Origin of the sequence: Psychrobacter proteolyticus (genome assembly GCF_038155145.1) — a bacterium.
Lineage (GTDB): Bacteria > Pseudomonadota > Gammaproteobacteria > Pseudomonadales > Moraxellaceae > Psychrobacter > Psychrobacter proteolyticus_B.
This window is the reverse complement of record NZ_JBAKAY010000003.1, coordinates 195561-214825: the sequence shown is the minus strand read 5'-3', so window position 1 is coordinate 214825 and position 19265 is coordinate 195561. Positions and strand designations below refer to the sequence as shown.

General features: G+C 43.5%; 17 protein-coding genes. 11 read left to right on the top strand and 6 right to left on the bottom strand.

Translation table 11 applies throughout. The features are described from left to right. The first annotated feature begins 100 nt into the window (after nucleotides 1-100). From V6252_RS05245 to V6252_RS05230, 4 genes are all read left to right on the top strand, one after another. Nucleotides 101-922 (top strand): DUF547 domain-containing protein, encoded by an 822-nt coding sequence (locus tag V6252_RS05245; protein ID WP_341609636.1) that lies wholly within the window; start codon nucleotides 101-103, stop codon nucleotides 920-922. 45 nt (nucleotides 923-967) lie between these two features. Continuing rightward, the gene (locus V6252_RS05240) at nucleotides 968-1672 is read left to right on the top strand and encodes a TIGR04283 family arsenosugar biosynthesis glycosyltransferase (protein ID WP_341609635.1); all 705 of its coding nucleotides are present in this window, start codon (nucleotides 968-970) and stop codon (nucleotides 1670-1672) included. Between the two features lie 84 nt (nucleotides 1673-1756). Beyond that, nucleotides 1757-2419: a TIGR04282 family arsenosugar biosynthesis glycosyltransferase gene (locus V6252_RS05235; RefSeq protein ID WP_341609634.1), complete on the top strand. Its 663-nt coding sequence runs from the start codon at nucleotides 1757-1759 to the stop codon at nucleotides 2417-2419. A 115-nt stretch (nucleotides 2420-2534) separates the two neighbouring features. Further along, nucleotides 2535-3578 (top strand): methyltransferase domain-containing protein, encoded by a 1044-nt coding sequence (locus V6252_RS05230; protein WP_341609633.1) that lies wholly within the window; start codon nucleotides 2535-2537, stop codon nucleotides 3576-3578. 157 nt (nucleotides 3579-3735) lie between these two features. Here the strand turns inward: V6252_RS05230 and mtnP are convergent, their stop codons facing one another. Continuing rightward, nucleotides 3736-4629, bottom strand: coding sequence for an S-methyl-5'-thioadenosine phosphorylase (gene mtnP / locus V6252_RS05225; RefSeq protein ID WP_341609632.1), 894 nt, complete (start codon nucleotides 4627-4629; stop codon nucleotides 3736-3738). 483 nt (nucleotides 4630-5112) lie between these two features. Here mtnP and V6252_RS05220 point away from each other — a divergent pair, with 483 nt between their 5' ends. From V6252_RS05220 to V6252_RS05210, 3 genes are read left to right on the top strand one after another with little or no spacing between them, the layout of a single operon-like run. Further along, nucleotides 5113-6132, top strand: coding sequence for a TAXI family TRAP transporter solute-binding subunit (locus V6252_RS05220; protein WP_057760864.1), 1020 nt, complete (start codon nucleotides 5113-5115; stop codon nucleotides 6130-6132). Then, nucleotides 6110-6673, top strand: coding sequence for a DUF1850 domain-containing protein (locus tag V6252_RS05215; protein ID WP_102092890.1), 564 nt, complete (start codon nucleotides 6110-6112; stop codon nucleotides 6671-6673). Before V6252_RS05220 ends, V6252_RS05215 begins: the two co-directional genes overlap by 23 nt. A 10-nt stretch (nucleotides 6674-6683) precedes the next feature. Then, a complete protein-coding gene (locus V6252_RS05210) occupies nucleotides 6684-8687 on the top strand; it encodes a TRAP transporter permease (protein ID WP_238050775.1) in 2004 nt (667 codons plus the stop codon). A 143-nt stretch (nucleotides 8688-8830) separates the two neighbouring features. On the opposite strand, the gene lipA is transcribed toward V6252_RS05210, so the two are convergent. After that, nucleotides 8831-9874, bottom strand: a complete 1044-nt coding sequence (gene lipA, locus V6252_RS05205; RefSeq protein ID WP_057760861.1) for a lipoyl synthase — start codon at nucleotides 9872-9874, stop codon at nucleotides 8831-8833. 148 nt (nucleotides 9875-10022) lie between these two features. Beyond that, the gene (locus V6252_RS05200; protein ID WP_341609631.1) at nucleotides 10023-10421 is read right to left on the bottom strand and encodes a carboxymuconolactone decarboxylase family protein; all 399 of its coding nucleotides are present in this window, start codon (nucleotides 10419-10421) and stop codon (nucleotides 10023-10025) included. A gap of 420 nt (nucleotides 10422-10841) precedes the next feature. On the opposite strand from V6252_RS05200, the gene acnB reads away from it, so the two are divergent. The 3 genes from acnB (at nucleotide 10842) to V6252_RS05185 (ending at nucleotide 14757) form a co-directional block, all read left to right on the top strand. Continuing rightward, nucleotides 10842-13445 (top strand): bifunctional aconitate hydratase 2/2-methylisocitrate dehydratase, encoded by a 2604-nt coding sequence (gene acnB, locus V6252_RS05195; RefSeq protein WP_341609629.1) that lies wholly within the window; start codon nucleotides 10842-10844, stop codon nucleotides 13443-13445. 219 nt (nucleotides 13446-13664) lie between these two features. Then, nucleotides 13665-14108, top strand: a complete 444-nt coding sequence (locus tag V6252_RS05190; protein ID WP_341609628.1) for a DUF805 domain-containing protein — start codon at nucleotides 13665-13667, stop codon at nucleotides 14106-14108. 208 nt (nucleotides 14109-14316) lie between these two features. Continuing rightward, nucleotides 14317-14757, top strand: a complete 441-nt coding sequence (locus tag V6252_RS05185) for a PACE efflux transporter (protein WP_341609734.1) — start codon at nucleotides 14317-14319, stop codon at nucleotides 14755-14757. 70 nt (nucleotides 14758-14827) lie between these two features. On the opposite strand, the gene V6252_RS05180 is transcribed toward V6252_RS05185, so the two are convergent. Beyond that, nucleotides 14828-15625, bottom strand: coding sequence for an enoyl-CoA hydratase/isomerase family protein (locus V6252_RS05180; protein ID WP_341609626.1), 798 nt, complete (start codon nucleotides 15623-15625; stop codon nucleotides 14828-14830). Between the two features lie 338 nt (nucleotides 15626-15963). Between V6252_RS05180 and V6252_RS05175 the strand changes: the two genes are divergently transcribed. Beyond that, the gene (locus V6252_RS05175; protein WP_341609624.1) at nucleotides 15964-16776 is read left to right on the top strand and encodes an alpha/beta fold hydrolase; all 813 of its coding nucleotides are present in this window, start codon (nucleotides 15964-15966) and stop codon (nucleotides 16774-16776) included. Between the two features lie 153 nt (nucleotides 16777-16929). Here V6252_RS05175 and V6252_RS05170 read toward each other — a convergent pair whose 3' ends face one another. Then, nucleotides 16930-17994, bottom strand: a complete 1065-nt coding sequence (locus V6252_RS05170) for an HpcH/HpaI aldolase/citrate lyase family protein (RefSeq protein WP_341609622.1) — start codon at nucleotides 17992-17994, stop codon at nucleotides 16930-16932. A 65-nt stretch (nucleotides 17995-18059) separates the two neighbouring features. Then, a complete protein-coding gene (locus V6252_RS05165; protein ID WP_341609733.1) occupies nucleotides 18060-19241 on the bottom strand; it encodes a cysteine protease StiP domain-containing protein in 1182 nt (393 codons plus the stop codon). Between the last annotated feature and the right edge of the window lie 24 nt (nucleotides 19242-19265).

Below are 19265 nucleotides of genomic sequence, written 5' to 3'. Positions count from 1 at the left end.
TTAATATAAGCACTTTTAATCTAAGCACTTTAAACATAGGTGCTTTTAACATACATAAAAATTTAGATAAAAAACAATCAGTGTAAACGGAGTAAGTCCTATGTCAGTATTTAACTTTTCAGCGAAGACGTTTTTCGCCCAACCAGTGATTGCTACGACTATTTTATTAGCAAGTGTGGCTGCTCATGCTGACTTCAACCATCAGAGCTGGGATAGCTTATTAAATAAGCATGTGACCATGACCAATGGTGACAAAGCTTCAGTGGTCAATTATGCTGGCATGAAAGCAGATCAAAGTAAGCTGACAAGCTATCTGGAAGCGACAAGCAAGGTATCTCAATCAGAGTTTAATCGTTGGAGTAAAAACGAGCAGTTGGCATTTTTAATCAACGTTTATAACGCTGGTACGGTTGATTTGGTATTGACGAAATATCCAAACGTCAAATCTATCAAAGATATCGGCGGACTGTTTGGGTCACCATGGAAGCAAGAGTTTGTTTCGGTACTTGGTAAGACGCGCTCACTTGATGATATTGAGCACAACCTGATTCGTGGCTCTAAACGCTACAACGATCCGCGCATTCACTTTGCGGTCAATTGTGCCAGTATTGGTTGCCCTGCATTGCAAGATGATGCCTTTACCGGCAAGCGTTTAGACAGTCAATTAGAGCAGGCAACGTCTAAGTTTTTAGCAGACAGTAGCCGCAACAGTCTCAAAGGCGATACGCTAAGAGTGTCACCAATTTTTAAATGGTATAAAGAAGACTTTGCAACCAACTGGCGCGGTACAAAAGATTTGGCAGGGTTTTTAGGTCGTTATAGCTCGTCATTAGGATTGAGCAAAGCTCAGACAGCGGATCTCAAACAAGGCAAGATAAAAATAAGCTATACCGATTACAACTGGAATTTGAATAAAAAATAAGCCATTTTTTAATCTTACTCGCTGATTAATGTGACGGTATATCCATTGAACCTATCAATTATTGTTCCATTATTAAATGAAGCGGACAACTTGCCTGAGCTTATGGCTCATATTGTCCGTCTCGATCCAGCACCGCAACAAGTGATATTGGTCGATGGTGGTTCAGTGGATGGTTCGGTTGCTATCGCCGACAGTGTGCTCAAAAGTACAGAGGTTGCTCAATCAATCATTGACTGGCATGTTATCGAATCTACCGTAGGGCGCGCACAGCAAATGAATGCGGGTGCTATGTTGGCAACAGGTGACGTGTTGCTATTTTTACATGCTGATACCGAGCTGCCAGCTTACGCGATAGATAACGTTCAGCAGACAGTAGCTCAGTACGATTGGGGCCGTTTTGATGTCCGTTTAGACAGCCGTGAGCCATTGTTAAAAATCGTCGGATTAATGATAAACCAGCGCTCGCGCTTAATGGGTATAGCCACTGGTGATCAAGCAATATTTATCAAAAAATCCTTGTTCGAGCAGATTGGTGGCTATCCTGATCAGCCATTGATGGAAGATATCGAACTGTGTAAACGGCTAAAGAAAATTTCTCGTCCAGCTTGTCTAAAAAGCACAGTGACGACCTCAGCGCGGCGTTGGCAGCAGCATGGTACATGGCGGACGATTTTCTTGATGTGGCATTTGCGCTTTGATTATTGGCGCGGCGTATCGCCTGACGTTTTGAAACAACGCTACTATAATTAATGAAGTTGTTTGATTTATAAACATGATAGACAAGATAAGAAAGAGTTCATCCTCGTGCATTTGACTAATTAAGAGACCGTTATAGTGACAGCTGATTCATCTGCAAGACAGCAAGATACCTGCATCATTCTGTTCGCAAAATATCCAGCGCCCAATAAGGCAAAAACCCGTTTGCAGCCAGCGCTAGGATTAGATGGTGCTGCACGTATGGCAAGGCAACTATTACTGCATAGTATTGATCAGGCTATTGATACGGGCTTTTCCGTTGAGTTATGTGTGAGTCCAGCACCAACAGATCCATACTGGAAGGCGCTTGATTTGCCCAACTCATTGCGTTGGTCTGCGCAGGCCGAGGGTGATTTAGGATTGCGTATGTTGATAGCCAGTCAGCGCGCATTGCAACGTTTTGACAAGGTTGTGTTAGTTGGTACGGATTGCCCTAGTCTTACGACAGCACGTATTCAGATAGCGGTACAGCAGCTAGATCAACACGATGCGGTCATGATTCCAGCGACTGATGGTGGTTATGTGTTATTAGGGTTTAAGCGAGTTGATGAAAGCCTGTTTTCGGACATTGTTTGGAGTACGGCTAGTGTAGCCGCTGTCACTGAGCAGCGCATGGCGGCATTGGGCTGGACACTGGCACTATTCGACCCTTTACATGATATTGATGAGCCTAAAGATTTAGTGCATTTACCGTCAGGCTGGCTAGATTCTTACATTAATATTAAGGTCGATAACGACTGATAGCTGATAACGGATAATTGATAACTAGGTCAATAAACTCACTAACGTAGTTGTATATTCTAAAATGATTTACTAAGATTTTTAACTGGATGGCACATTCAATAAGGATATTGTTATGCATGACGTCGTGCAAAATTATTATGGAAAAGAGTTACAGAGTACCGATGATTTAAAGACCTCGGCTTGTTGTGATATCAGCAATATGCCTGAGTGGCTCAAGCCATTACTCGCAAACATTCATGATGAAGTATTGAGTCGTTATTACGGCTGTGGTCTGGTGTGTCCAGCAGTGCTTGAGGGCTGCCGAATTTTAGACTTGGGCAGTGGCTCAGGCCGAGACGTCTATGCATTAGCGCAACTGGTGGGTGAGAGTGGGCACGTAGTTGGTGTGGATATGACCGATGAGCAGCTAGCCGTTGCCAAACAGCATCAGGATTATCATGTCGATAAGTTTGGTTATGACAATGTGACATTTTTGCATGGCTATATCGAAAAATTAGATGAACTAGACCTTGAGGCTAATAGCTTTGATATTATCGTCTCAAATTGTGTTATCAATCTATCACCAGATAAAGCTGCGGTCATGGCCAGTGTGCAGCGCTTGCTGAAACCTGGTGGAGAGTTTTATTTTTCTGACGTCTATGCCGATCGCCGTATCCCGCAACACCTGATCGATGACCCAGTCTTATATGGAGAGTGTTTGAGCGGCGCATTGTACTGGAAAGATTTTACCCGTTTGTCACGAGATGCAGGGTTTTTAGACGTACGTTTGGTCGAGGATCGTCCTCTTGAGATTACAGATCCTGCATTGGCGGCCAAAATTGGTGATATTCAGTTTTTCTCTGCGACTTACCGTCTATTTAAAATCGACTCGCTTGAGGATGCTTGCGAAGATCATGGACAAGCGGTGATATATAAAGGAACTATCGAGCAGTCACCGCATCGGTTTGATTTAGATAAACATCATGCTATCGAAGCTGGTCGGGTATTCCCAGTATGTGGCAATACGTTTCGCATGCTGAAAGAATCGCGCTTTGCACCGCACTTTGAGTTTATCGGTGATGACAGTCGCCATTACGGTATTTTTGCAGGTTGCGGTGAGCTAATGCCGTTTAATCAACCTATGATGCTGGCAACTGGCTTGGGCGGTTGTTGCTGATATTAAAGTAATGTATTTAGCATAAATTTAAATATACATGCTAAATTATAAGAAAGGCCATTATTCTAGATAATGGCCTTTTTTGACTTGATTGAAGTCAGATTAAGACTAAACCGATTAGAAGCAGTCAGTTCAAGATGGAGAATAAGTATTAAGATTACGCTAGCAAGGCGGCCAGTCTAATCTTGGTATGCTCGTCCATCGCATCTATAGGCGTGATCAATGCTTGCGCGAGAGCATTATGGGCGATTGAGTCAGGCAGCTCAGCGGCAATCAAAGCCACGGCTTTCTGTATCACTTTCTGAGCATTGTCCGCATTTTTCATTAGGTTCTGTATAGCATAGTCGGCACTGACGGCTTCTTCCGTTGGATGCCAACAGTCGAAGTCTGTCACCAGAGCTAACGTGGCATAAGCAATACTGGCTTCACGTGCCAATTTGGCTTCTGGCATATTGGTCATACCGATAATATCTGCCTGCATTTGGCGATACCACTCTGACTCTGCACGAGTTGAGAACTGTGGCCCTTCGATACAGACATAAGTCGCCTGTGGGTGACTAGTGCCTTCTGTAATATCCGCTTGGTCATAAGCGCGCGTCAAGATGTCTGCTAGGACAGGGCATAGTGGGTCAGCCATCGACACATGGGCGACGGCTCCCTCACCAAAAAAGGTACTCACTCGCTGCTTAGTCATATCAATCATTTGATCTGGAATGACCATGTCTAATGGCTTAAGATGCGCTTGCAATGAGCCAACTGCTGATACGGAGACGATATAGCGTACCCCTAGCGTTTTTAGCGCATAGATATTGGCACGATAGGGCACTTCAGACGGCGTCAGTCTATGTCCCTGACCATGCCGTGTTAGAAATGCGACTGTCACTCCCTCAAGCTCACCTAAGACAATATCATCAGATGGACTGCCATAAGGCGTCTGTATCGTCACACTGCGTTTGTTGGTCAGCGATGACATTTGGTAGAGACCGCTGCCACCGATGATAGCAATATCAGCAGATAATGTTGCCAGTACTTCCGTGTGGGGTATTGTCATAAAGACTATCCGAATGGGTTAATAAAAGAGAGACACAGACTAGTGCCATGTAATATCCTGAACCAAAAAATAGCTCAGATAAAATATAGCAGAACTTTTGTCCTTATAGTTATAAATTGAGATAGTTATAAATAGAGAATTCTCATTAATTTGCTATATCTAAAAATTCCTAAGAAATAATGCGATATGACAATATTTTCCAGATATCGATAAAGGTTTACAATAGCGACAATTTTTGTTTTAATGTTTATTAAATGGAACTTTGTTTCGCATAGCAAAACATACGTATATGTTAGCTTAATTAATGAATGCCATATATTTTCTCTGATAGCTTTAAATATAAGGTATTGAAAGAAAAAGAGAAAGTAAGCTAAGGTTTATTTATTGACAGAATTACTATATTATTACTCGTCTGTAACGTATTTATGTATAAATACGGATATTGTTAAACGTAAAAAATCGACCACTTCAAGGATGAATTCAATGCTTAATTCTTTAAAATCCCCATTACTTTTGTCAGCTATGTTGAGTGCTGCATTAGGTCTAACTGCATGCTCATCTCCAAGCTCAGAGGGCAGTGATACTGCATCTGCAGATAGCGCGGCAACAGATACTGCAGCAGATAAGCTTGATACTAAGTTTTTGACCATCGCTACTGGCGGCGCGTCTGGCCCTTACAACATCATTGGTACTTCATTGTCTGAAGTCTATGTCAAAACCTTTGGCGTAAACTCAAAAACTCAAACCACTGGCGCATCAGTCGAAAACGTCAATCTATTGACCCAAGGCAAGGTCGACATGGTCTTGGCACTAAGTGACGTAGTGACGGATGCTGTCGAAGGTAAAAACAACTTTGAGCAGCCAATCACTAACATTCAACAGATTGCTGTTTTGTACCCTAATGTGGTGCAAATCGTAACCTCAAAAAAATCTGGTATCAAAAACATTGAAGATTTACGAGGCAAGCGCATTGCGGTAGGCGATCAAGGTTCTGGTACAGAAGTCAATGCTCGTACTTTACTTGAAGGGTTTGGTATCACATATGATGATGTCACCGTTGATTATCTAGGCTTTGCTGAAGCCGCTGATGGTATGAAAGCAGGTAAGATCGAAGCGGCATTCTTTAGTAGCGGTCTACCAAACTCATCTTTGATGGAGCTAGAGCAAGGCTTAGATTTACAGATTGTCACTATCAACCAAGACAAGCTAAAAGAAATCATTGCGACCAAGCCTTACTTCAAAACCTTTGAGATTCCTGCTGGCACTTATGGCAACGAAACAGCCGTACCAACTGCTGCAATCATGAATGCATTATTGGTTAGCTCTGATCTATCTGAAGCGGATGGTTATAAACTAACCAAAGCATTGTTTGATAATTTAGATGGTCTAAAAACAGCTCACCAAGCGGCCAATGATATCAGTCTAGAAACCGCTCGTGATGGCATGGTAGCCCCAATCCATCCTGGAGCTAAAAAGTACTATGACGAACAAGCAGCCAAGTAATTCATTATGGTTATCAACTGGCGCGGCATTTATTGCAGCGCTGGTTTTTTTTACGCTATGGTTAGGCTCTACGCTTCAGTCTGTCGTTGAAGTGCGAGTCGCAGGCGTAGACGGTGCTGATGATAAGGTTTGCTATTTCACTGAGCCTGATTTTCAGCTACGTTGGATACATTCTGTAGAAAAACAGTGGTGGGAAGAGCAGTATCAACGCATAGACGGCAGCAGTACAGAAGGTGCGGAGCTGTTACTGACCACGACCTATTTTGAAGCGTTCGGTGCGGGGACACCCTCCACCGAAATGCTCGCTCCTATACAAAAGCCTGGCTATCTGGGTTATCAAATCAACGAAAAACTGCCTCGCCTTAATTGGGTTGTATCTAGACTGACCAAAGGTGAAATGGATTATGGTGGTCATCGTTTCTTGATTCACCAGTGGGTGCCAGACTATTCTGAAGTGGTGATCATGCCTAAGACGTATGATTTAATTGATAGATTTAAAAAGGACTTTTGTCATGAACTCCCAAGTGACGGATCAAGGTAGTGTGACTACCATGCCAGATGCTCAAGTTGATAACGATGCTGAGGCGGATGCGGTCAACCGAGCAGTATTGGAAAAATATGACCGAGAGTCAATCACGCGTCATATCACTCAAGGACCAGTGAAGTATTTTATCGCTGGCATTTGTATACTCTATTCACTGTTTCATTTATATATCACTTTTAATCCAATGCCAGCGTTGTTACAGCGTTCTGTACACGTGGGCGTTGGTTTTGCATTGATATTCCTAATTTTTCCAGCCAGCAAAAAAAGCAGTCGCAAACGAGTGGCATGGTATGACTGGATTTGGTTTGCCCTGTCTCTATCCGGTATGGGCTATCTCATCTATGAATATCAAGATATCGTTACCTCACGTGGCGGTATGGCCAATCAGGTCGATGTGATATTTTCTTTGATTACGGTAGTCTGCGTGTTAGAAGGCAGTCGCCGTATTACTGGTTGGATTTTGCCAATCTTGGCCGGCATATTTTTGGCCTATCCATTTGTTAGTCATTTAGACTTTATGCCCGATAGGCTGCTGACTCGTCCTTATGATATGGGTGATATCTTTGGTCAATTATTCTTGAAAACAGAAGGTTTGTACTCTGTTGCGATTGGTGCCTCGGTTACCTTTATCTTCTTATTTATTCTCTTCGGTGCATTCTTAGCACGCTCGGGAATGGGGCAGTTATTTAATGATTTAGCATTGGCCATCGCTGGTCATAAAAAGGGCGGGCCTGCAAAAGTAGCGGTTATCTCTAGTGGTTTTATGGGTAGTATCAATGGCTCAGCTTTATCAAATGTGGTTAGTACAGGTGCCTTTACCATTCCGTTGATGAAAAAGGTCGGCTATCACAAAGATTTCGCAGGTGCAGTTGAGGCCAGTGCTTCGGTTGGTGGACAGATTTTGCCACCGATTATGGGTGCCAGTGCCTTCATTATGGCTGAGACAACAGGCTTGCCGTATAGCACGATTGCCTTAGCAGCATTATTACCAGCGATCTTGTACTATTTAGGCGTCATTGCGCAGGTGCATTTCCGCGCTGGACGTCGTGATCTAAAAGGTATTGCCAAAGAAAATTTACCAGCGGTCAAAGAAGTGCTAAAAGCCCGCGGTCACATGTTATTGCCGATTGTCTTCTTGATTTTCTTATTAATCAGAAACGTACCTGTAGGATATGCAGCAGCTTATACCATTGGTTTTACCGTTGTGATTAGTATGCTACGTGCGGAAACTCGCATGAGCTTTTCTGATATTTTGGGTGCATTAGAAGACGGCGCGCGCCAGTCACTAGCGGTCATGGCGGCTTGTGCCGTCGTCGGTATTATCATTGGGGTTGTGAGCCTGACCAGTTTTGGTACGGTGATGACATCCTCTATCGTCACGCTAGGCGCAGGATCATTATTCTTCACGCTTATTTTAACGATGTTGGCATCAATGGTTTTAGGCATGGGATTACCCTCTATTCCTGCCTATATCATTACGGCTACGATGGCTGCGCCAGCATTGGCCGGTTTTGATATTCCAATCTTATCAGCGCATATGTTTGTTTTCTATTTTGGTATCTTTGCCAATATTACACCGCCTGTATGTCTCGCAGCCTTTGCGGGTGCAGGTATATCCGGTGGTGATCCGATGAAAACAGGGTTCTTGTCCCTCAAGCTTGCCCTCGCAGGATTCATCGTGCCGTTTATGTTTATCTATAATCCAACGATGTTGATGATAGATCCAACTGGTTTGGCAGTCACGGCAAAAGATTTCCCGCTGCCACCTATTGTAGATATTATTACAGTAGTAGTGACTTCGGTGACGGGTGTTATTGCGCTGAGCTCAGCACTTGAAGGGTACTTCAGAGGCGGTATGAATACGGTAACTCGTGTCATCTTAGCTATTGGTGCTTTACTATTGATTTATCCTGAGATTACGACTGGTATTGCAGGTGGTATTATTGTCCTTGGTATTGCTGCATTCAATATAAAAACAGCTGGAAAGCCAACGCCAACTTTAACCGTGTAAAGCGTTAGGTTTAATCATTCGTAAATCTAATAAAGCTAAAAAAAGGGTGAATAACAAATTTGTTATTCACCCTTTTTAATATTCTTAAGAAATGTTTTAGCGACTGCTGTTCGCAACTACTTTCACATCACTTTATTGCTAAATTAGCAGCCAAGTTTACCTTCAGCTTCTAATGCTTTTTTGCTACGGATAGGTGCTGGGCAGTCTTCGCCGTAGTACTGACGATCTGCAAAGTAGCTTGAGCGTACCATTGGACCTGCCCAAATGCTAAAGAAGCCAATCTTTTTGCCGTAGTCCATATAGCGTTGGAACTCGTCTGGATGGACATAACGATCGACAGGCGCGTGGTTTTTACTAGGCTGTAGATACTGACCGATAGTAATCATATCTACATCATGAGCTTTTAAGTCATCGAGTAGGGCATAGATCTCTTCTTCTGTCTCGCCAAGACCAACCATAAAGCCGCACTTAGTGGCGATATCAGGACGACGCTCTTTATAAATCTTAAGCAAATCTAGCGAATGCTGATAGTCAGAACCTGGACGGAAAGCTTTGTATAGACGTGGCACCGTTTCGATATTGTGGTTAAACACATCTGGTGCAGTCTCTGTCAATAAATCCAATGCGATATCCATACGGCCACGGAAATCTGGTACTAGGATTTCAATCAAACAGTTTGGGCTAAGTGCTCTTGATTCGTTTAGCACTTCTACAAAATGTCCCGCACCGCCGTCTTTTAGATCATCGCGATCGACAGAGGTGATTACGGCATACTTAAGCTGTAGACCTTGAATCGTCTCAGCGGTATGACGCGGCTCATCCTTGTCTAGCTCATTAGGGCGACCATGGCCTACATCACAGAACGGGCAGCGACGCGTACAGATATCACCCATAATCATAAAGGTGGCTGTACCATCAGCGAAGCACTGTGGCAGGTTAGGGCAGGCCGCTTCTTCACAAACGGTATAAAGCTTTTGCTCACGCAAGGTTGCTTTGATACGAGCAACTTCAGCAGGCGAGGACATTTTTACCCGAATCCAATCAGGCTTTTTCTTTGCCTCGACAGTCGGGATCACTTTAATTGGGATACGGGCAACTTTGTCATAGCCACGTAGCTTTTCGCCTTGGATGGCTTTTTTTGGTTTGGCCTTAGCAGCAGGTACATGTGTTTGTACGGCAGTTGTCATAATGGAGTTATCTCTTAACCCTTTATATTATAAGGGTTTATGGAATTATCAGAATGTTTTATGAGTGCAGATATTATAGCAGAAATTTGGTCGTCAATTTTTAAACAATATTGTTAAGATTACTATGATTGCTCGGACGACCATAGTTTTAAATATCTATATCGATTTCCAACTCATTCAGTATATCTATGGCGGCTCGAAACGCTTCTTGCGTGGCAGGTGCACCGCAGTACGGCAAGCTATGCATGAGCACTTCTCTAATCTCAGCGACACTGGCCCCATTGTTAATGGCACCGCGTATATGTCCTTTCAACTCGTTTGGGCTTTTTTGGGCAATTAAAAAGGCAATAGTGATTAATGAGCGATACTTGCGCGGTAATACTGAGTCGTCTTGCCAAGTGCTGCCCCAAGCGTGTTCAATAATCCAGTCTTGCAGCGGTTGAGTAAATCCTGTGGCAGCATCAAGCGAGCGTTTGACATGCTGCTCACCCATGACCTCAGTGCGTACCTTGAGACCATTGTCATAGTTAGGATTGTTGTCAGTCATATCGTCGTCCTTAATATTTTTACCAAAATGTTTTTACCAAATCGACTACTAATCAATCGACTATTAATAAATCTAAGTTGCTACATTTTTTTAAGCTGAATTTTATCGAAGTTGTTTCTTACAAAATCGTATATCAGTCATATGGTGTCTGCTCAGTCATAAAGCAAGCGCTGATTGATAAGCGTAATCAGGCAAATGCCAGTTATAATGAGCGTAACAATCATATTATTGATGGCACTATTTTTATAATAAATGTTCAATATGGCCTTACTATGTACCTTTTCAGGGCTGAGCCATTAACATTTAAAGCGTTTTAAGCTATGATTGCACGGATAATTATTTCATATAGTATATAGACGCAGGCAGTCATGCTGACTACCCACGTAATGTGCTACACCCCAACTGACGAGGACGACTATTGTGTTAGAAGCTTATCGTAAACATGTCGAAGAACGTGCTGAGCTAGGAACTGTACCCCTACCACTAAATGAAAAACAAGTAGTAGAGTTGGTTGAATTATTAAAGAACCCGCCTGCAGGCGAAGATGCGTTCTTGATGAACCTATTAGAAAACCGTATCCCTGCTGGTGTTGACCAAGCAGCATACGTTAAAGCGGCATTTTTGGCTGCTATCTTAAAGGGTGAAACATCATCACCACTTATCAGCAAGCAAAAAGCCGTTGAAATTCTAGGCACTATGCAAGGTGGCTACAACGTTCAGCCATTAGTTGCTGCACTAGATGATAGCGAAGTTGCACAAGAAGCTGCTGAAGCATTAAAGAAAACTTTGCTAGTATTTGACGCGTTCAATGACGTGACTGAAAAAGCTGAAGCTGGCAACACTATTGCGAAAGAAGTGATTCAGTCTTGGGCTGACGCAGAATGGTTCTTGAACCGTGCTGAAGTACCAAAGAAAACCACTTACACGACGTTCAAAGTAACTGGCGAGACCAATACGGATGACTTGTCACCTGCGCAAGACGCATGGAGCCGTCCTGATATCCCATTGCATTCACTAGCCATGCACAAAAACTCTCGCGACGGCATCAATGCTGACGAAGAGGGCGTTGTTGGCCCAATGAAGCAAATCGAAGCACTGAAAGAAAAAGGCCATCCGCTAGCCTATGTTGGTGATGTGGTTGGTACTGGTTCTAGCCGTAAGTCTGCAACCAACTCAGTACTTTGGTTGATGGGTGAAGATATCCCTAATGTGCCAAACAAACGTGGTGGCGGTTTAGTACTTGGTAACAATATCGCTCCTATCTTCTTCAACACGATGGAAGATTCTGGCGCATTGCCAATCGAAAAAGTTGCAGTTGATAACCTAAACATGGGTGATGTGTTTGACATCTATCCGTACGAAGGCAAAATCACTAAGCATGACTCTGACGAAGTACTATCAACGTTCTCACTAAACTCACCAACATTGCTTGATGAAGTTCGTGCTGGCGGCCGTATTCCATTGATCGTTGGTCGTGGTTTGACTAACCGTGCTCGTGAATACATGGGTCTTGGTCATTCAGACATCTTTGCTAAGCCAGAAGAGCCGGCTGATACTGGTAAAGGCTTTACGCTTGCACAGAAAATGGTTGGTAAAGCTTGTGGTCTGTCAGGCGTACGTCCAGGTATGTACTGTGAGCCTAAGATGACTACGGTCGGTTCTCAGGATACGACTGGTCCAATGACGCGTGATGAGCTAAAAGACTTGGCATGTTTGGGCTTCCAAGCAGACTTAGTGATGCAGTCATTCTGTCATACTGCCGCTTATCCAAAGCCAGTTGATGTTGAGACTCAGCACACACTACCTGACTTTATCATGAACCGTGGCGGCGTAAGCTTACGTCCAGGTGATGGTATCATTCACTCATGGTTGAACCGTATGCTACTTCCAGATACCGTTGGTACTGGTGGTGACTCGCATACTCGTTTCCCAATGGGTATCTCGTTCCCAGCGGGTTCTGGTCTAGTTGCTTTCGCAGCTGCAACTGGTGTAATGCCACTTGATATGCCTGAATCTGTTCGTGTTCGTTTTGTTGGTGAGCGTCAAGCTGGTATCACTCTACGTGACCTAGTACATGCTATCCCTTATCAAGCCATTAAAGAAGGTTACCTGACGGTTGATAAGAAAGGTAAAATCAACGAGTTCAACGGCCGTATTCTTGAAATCGAAGGTCTAGAAGATTTGACCGCTGAGCAAGCGTTCGAACTATCTGATGCCTCAGCTGAGCGTAGTGCTGCTGGTTGTACCATCACTTTGTCTGAAGCGTCAGTGACTGAGTACCTAAACTCAAACATCACGCTGCTTAAGTGGATGATCTCAGAAGGCTATGGCGATGCACGTACGATCAGCCGCCGTGTTGAGCAAATGCAAGAGTGGTTGGCTAATCCAAGCCTCATGCGTGCTGATGATGATGCTGAATACGCGATCGACATCACTATCGATATGAGCGAAATCAAAGAGCCTATCCTGTGCTGCCCGAACGATCCAGATGATGCAAAAACGCTAGCAGACGTGGCTGGTGATACGATTGATGAAGTATTCATTGGTTCATGTATGACTAACATCGGTCACTTCCGTGCCGCTGGTAAATTGCTACAAGACGTACCAGCAGGTAGCCTGAAGACTCGTCTATGGATTGCACCACCTACTAAGATGGATGCACGTCAGTTGATGGAAGAAGGTTACTACAACATCTATGCACAAGCCGGCGCTCGTACTGAAATGCCAGGTTGTTCACTATGTATGGGTAACCAAGCACGTATCGCACCGAAATCTACTGCGGTATCGACCTCAACTCGTAACTTCCCGAACCGTCTAGGTCAAGGCGCTAACGTATACCTAGCTTCTGCAGAGCTTGCAGCAGTCGCAGCGGTACTTGGTAAATTGCCGACTAACGATGAGTATCAGCAGTATGCTGGCATGCTAAACAGCATGGGCGATGAAGTCTATCAATACATGAACTTCGATCGTATGGAAGACTATACTGAAGAAGCAGATAAGATCAACGTTGCTCAGTTGACCTAGTCTTGAGTATATAAGCTTTTAAAATTAGAAGCTTTATACTAAAAACTTTATACGTAAGACAAAAAACCCCCGTATCGTCATGATGCGGGGGTTTTTATTGATGACTCTAAGACAACTAGTATTCATTTACAAACTTTTATTGAGTATCTATAATCAAAGCCAATTATTGATAATGTTAACTGACGATTTCTACTTTCTACGACTGAGATAAAAAGCCCTATGGAAAACAATATTAAGCTTGATAAAGCGACACCGCCGCCATTGCCCAGATCTACGATGGCTAACAATCATAATGCTGAAGCAAATTACGGCATCATTGACTGGTTTAAAAAGGGCATGAGAAATTATACGAACTTTTCTGGCCGTGCGCGCCGTAAAGAGTATTGGTATTTTTTTCTAGTACAAATGGGGGTGATGATCGTTGCAATGCTGCTAGACGCAATAATATTCAGCTCAGAAACAGGTTTATTTTACATAGTAGCAGTACTTGGTTTATTTCTGCCTGGTCTTGCCGTTACTATCCGCCGCTTGCATGATACTAGCCACTCAGGATGGTGGTTTTTGATAGGTGTGGTGCCACTGATAGGCTCTATTATATTGCTAGTATTCCTAGCGAGTGATACCAAACCCGAAACCAATAGATGGGGTCTACCAGCAAAATAGTCTGGCTAAAATGGGCGCTAATGATTAATAAAGCGGCTTACGCCTGTTTACAAATGTCCTCACTGATTTTTGAGTTTGGTTTCTGTATAATATAGGGGCAGGCGGAAACCGTGGCTCTGCACTTTATTTATCTTTTCTAACTCGGGACGGACCGATACTTTGACATGCACCTTGCTGTTTAAATACAGGTGCTTTGGAGTCTTGGTTGATGACCTTATCACCGCTTAAACGTCGCTTAATTTATGTGACCGCTTTCGAAATTATCGCGATTATCTTATCTACCCTTATATTGATGAAACTCAGTCACAGTGATGCATCAGAATCCTTACCAATCGCCGTAATGATGTCGGTAGCAGCCGTCGTTTGGAACTTTATATATAATACCGCTTTTGAAGCGTGGGAACGTCGCAGACGTATTGTACGTCGTACGTTATGGATACGCAGTGTTCATGCTTTTGGTTTTGAAGGTGGGCTGGTGTTGATCTGCTTGCCACTGTATATGATTTGGTACGATGTTGGGCTAGTAAAAGCCTTTATGATGGAAGTAGCGCTACTGCTGTTTTTCTTAGTTTATACGTTTACGTTTACTCTGATTTTTGACAAGGTATTTACCTTACCTCATCATTCTAAACCCGCGTCCGCTTCTTAATTAAAGGCATTGACAAAAAAAGGGCTACCATATTGGCAGCCCTTTTTTGATGGCATTATTGTTTATCTTGTTATTTACCTTGATATACAGGCTTACGCTTTGCTATAAAGGCGCTAACCCCTTCGATAAAGTCATCAGTTTTTGCCATTACGGTCTGTTGCTCTACTTCCGTATCTAACGCCGCGCTCAAACCAGCGAAGGCGTGTACGTTGAAGCTCTCTTTCATAGCGGCCAATGCTTTACCTGGCAGTTGGCTCAATCGTAGAGCCAATGCTTGTACGGTGGCTTCTAGTTCGTCAATACTTACCACATTATTCACTAGATTTAAGCGCGCCATATCTTCTGCTTTTAATTTATCACCTAGCATTACAAGCTCAGTGGCTTTTGCTGCACCAACCAATTGGTTTAATAAGTAAATACCACCCGCATCTGGAACTAGGCCAATATTAACAAACGCTTGTACAAACTTTGCATTGTCTGCGGCAATTCGGAAGTCACAAGTAAGCGCCAAGTTCATACCAGCACCAGCTACAGCACCTTCTAATTTGGCAATAATCGGCTTATGGATATGACGTAATTTTAAGCTGACTTCGCCTGCACCTTCTACCATACCTCTTAATTTGTTTGAAACAATATCCTTGTCTAATCCTTCAGACAACATCTCTTTAATGTCGCCGCCGCTTGAGAAGTTACCACCAGCCCCTTGCAAAATAATCACCCGTACTTGTTCATCTGCGGCCGCTTTATCTAGCGCTATCAAGACTTGGTTTTTTAAGGGTGTGCCAAAGGCGTTTAAGCTTTTTGGATCGTTAAAGGTAATGGTAGCAATGTGCTCTGCAACTTGATAATCGACGAGAGACTGTGACATTTGAGATTTCCTTATTTTAAATGACTGTTTTAATATTCTGTATCAATGACAATACTTTGAGATAAAGGTAAAAATGGTTCAATGCTGATTACTATAGCAGCTTGCTATGATTATTAAAGCGTGTTTTGTGGGCGCTTAAGACACATCTATATGCTGGTAAACTTTACTATTCTATCGCAAAAGCTGATGCTAGCTAATGAGACAAAACGACTGGCTCGTAAAAAGGCTATGACCTAAGAGTCTAATGGATTATGCTAATATGCCAGGTTGAGCGTAAAAGAGTCGTAAAAGACACAAGGGTACGCTCGAACTTTCATTGATCAAACAAGGATGTGGTTATGCCAACTATCACTGTAAATAACGCTGATATTTATTACGAAGACAGCGCACCAAACGACACAAAAAAGCCTGTTATCGTGTTTGCTCACGGTCTACTGTGGAGCTCACAGATGTATGATAAGCAAGTAGAGCATTTTCAAACAGACTATCGTTGTATTGCTTTTGATTTTCGCGGGCAAGGTCAGTCGCAGGTTACTAAGTCTGGCTATGATATGGAGACGCTGACAGAAGATACACTTGGCTTACTTGCAGCGCTTGGTATTGATAAATGTCACTTCGTTGGGCTATCTATGGGCGGGTTCGTGGCTCAACGTATTGCGCTCAAACGCCCTGAGTTGCTGTTGTCATTAACGCTGTTAGAAACCTCTGCTGACCCTGAAGATCCAAAAAACATACCTCAGTATCGCAAGCTGGTGAAAGCGATTCGCTGGTTAGGTATGAAGCGTGTGAGTAACAAAGTGATGCCAATCATGTTTGGTAGTACGTTTCTGGCAGATAAGCTGCGTAAATCTGACCGTAAGCAGTGGCTAACGATGCTACAAAGTAATCGCAAGGGTGGCGTGGTCAAAGCAACAATGGGCGTGATTGAGCGTACAGGTACTTATGAGCAATTAAGTGAGATTACAACGCCAACACTGATTGTGGTAGGTGATGAAGATGCCGCCACGCCTTATGCCAAGTCTGAACGCATGCATTTTGCTATCGCTGGGTCTAAGCTTGCTATTATCAAAGGTGCGGGTCATACATCGACAGTAGAAGAGCCTGATCAAGTGAACCAAGTACTCCGTCAGTTTTTGGAAAGTTGTGCTTAATGTAGCTACTGTTCGAGAGCTTTAAAGCCTCATATCTATAGAAAAACCTAAGCAAATAGCTATATAAAAAAGCCGCTACCTGTATTTGATAGCGGCTTTTTGTATGGTGTAAGTTGTTAAATAGCAGACAGTTATCTGTATCAGCGATGACAGTTACATTCGTGAGCTGTATTGGCTATGTCCGTCATCAATGGTTCCAAAGGCTTCTGCACGATTGACAATTTCAGTAGCCCAAGCACGATGTGTCGCAGGCTCTAGCATCGTATTATTGTACTTAAATACTGCTTTGGCTTCTGAGTGAAGGATCGCTTGTGCTTCATCCAGTGTACTCAATGGCACGCAATAAGCTTGCTGTACTAGGGCGATTTGGCTTGGATGAATGACAGTTTTGCCTACCATCCCTAAGCTGACGTCTCGGTTCAGCTCTTGCATAAACAGCGTCGGCTGATCCAAATACTCAAATACTGGCGCGGTAAGATAAAAACCATGCGGCACAAAACAGCCAAGCATTTGATAAGCCAATGTACCGATAGGCGAGTCATAGACAATACTGTTTTTTGGGCGACGTAAGCGCAATGCTGCAAACAAGTCATTACCACCGATACGCAATGCAAAAACTGGCTGGCTAAATGCTTCTTTAAAAGCGATGGCAAGCTCCTGATTGTGATGCGGATTAAACAGCGCTGCGGTTTCGAGCGTCGGCATAAGTAGTTGATCTACTTTTAGGTTCTGACAAGCCATGCGCCAGTTAGATAAGCTATACATATCAACTTTTGGCATCACAAAACCATCGATAAGATTGATATGGGTATAGTCAGCCAGTTGCTGTAGCATCATCGGGCTACGTGGACGTATAAAGACTAGTGGGCGTGTCGGGTGCTGAGCATGAATCGTCGCTGATTTAGATGGCGCATTAATGCTATTCACATGCTCAGCCCAAGTATCCAAAAGGGTTCGCAAACGCTCAAGCGCCAACTCTACATCCTGCTGACTGACCGCATCCTCTAGACAGATAATAATACTATTAATCGTAGGTAGTTTGTCCCGCTTGATGACTTGCCAAATATCTTGGCGATTCGCAGGCATGTATAAGCTAGCACCGAGCTGATATGGATGGTGCGTGTGCGGTTTGACCATCGCATGACGCTCAGTGATCAGATGCGCATAAGATTGGGTATCATTGTAAAGGTCTGACTCGGTTTTTAGCATATCTGACATAATTGGCATCATAGGTAGAGGGTATAAGAGAACAAAAAAGAAAGTATTTAATACTGGTAAATGTATTAAGTGTCTTGGGAGCGCTGCTTGATAAGCGTGATGGCTTGATAAGGCAGTATTTTATCACCTAATACACTAATAGTGATGTTTCGTTGCGCACATAAATGGCGTAGCAGTACGGTATCAGGGTGCTCAGCAGTGGCGAGCAATATGCGCTCTGGATCACGGCGTAATATAGCACGTGTTGCCTCGGCAATAGTCGGCTTAATACGGTTACGATTGACGATATGATAATGTGCTGCCAGCGTCTCTATCAACGCCGCAGTCTGGTAGCGTGGCTGCTGGTAAATCGGTAAATGCGTTGGAGTTGCAGCCAATGATCGTCTCACGGCATCGATACGCTCGATAAATGCCAAGCTATGATCTACCTCAATTAAATCATCATAAAAGACACTGCGATGCAGGCCTGATGACGGCTCTGTATACAAGCTACGTGAAATTAATCCCGATACAGTGCTATTCAACAAACCCGATGGGATTAACCAGTCTTCTTCACTAGCTGCGAGCCAAGCAACGCCAGCAGGATCGGCAAGAGTCAGTAACGGAATGACGTTAGCGCCTTGATGAAAAATATTAGCGAAATTAACATGAGTATAATCGCTAAACGTCTCTAGACTACGAGCCAACTCTTTATAAATAGCACCTTTACCTGTCCAACCATCGACGAATACGACTGGACTGTTTGGATAAGCCTCTAGTAGCATTTGCAGGGCCACTGGATCAAGACCACGATCCCGAATGATACTGATGCCATAATGTACACTTGGCAGGTGATAGCTACTGTCTGTATCCGACAGCGCACGCTGCAATAACACCCCAATTGGCAGACCAGCTCGCACCAAGCTGACCAAAATCAGTGGATGCTCATCATTCACATTCTGCTGAAAAACATGATGTAGCGTATGAGACAAATGAGCGATATCAGTCGCTGTCCTTGTTGAGCCTTGCTCTAATGCCTGTATGTATAGTTGCTCATGCATTGCAGTAGGTGCTTGCTCTAAAGTCAGCATGTCAGAGTAATGGCGTTGTCCGCTTTGGATAAGCGCTTCTTTTTGACTGACGGGCACATCGGCAACTGCGTCTTTATCTACCATATCGAGTAGGACAGTGACATCGCTTGCAAGATAACTACCTGAGCCATAGTTTTGCAGAGCCGCTCTTTTTATCTGTATATTAGGTAAAGTCATAGTATGAATAATAGCACTCTTGAT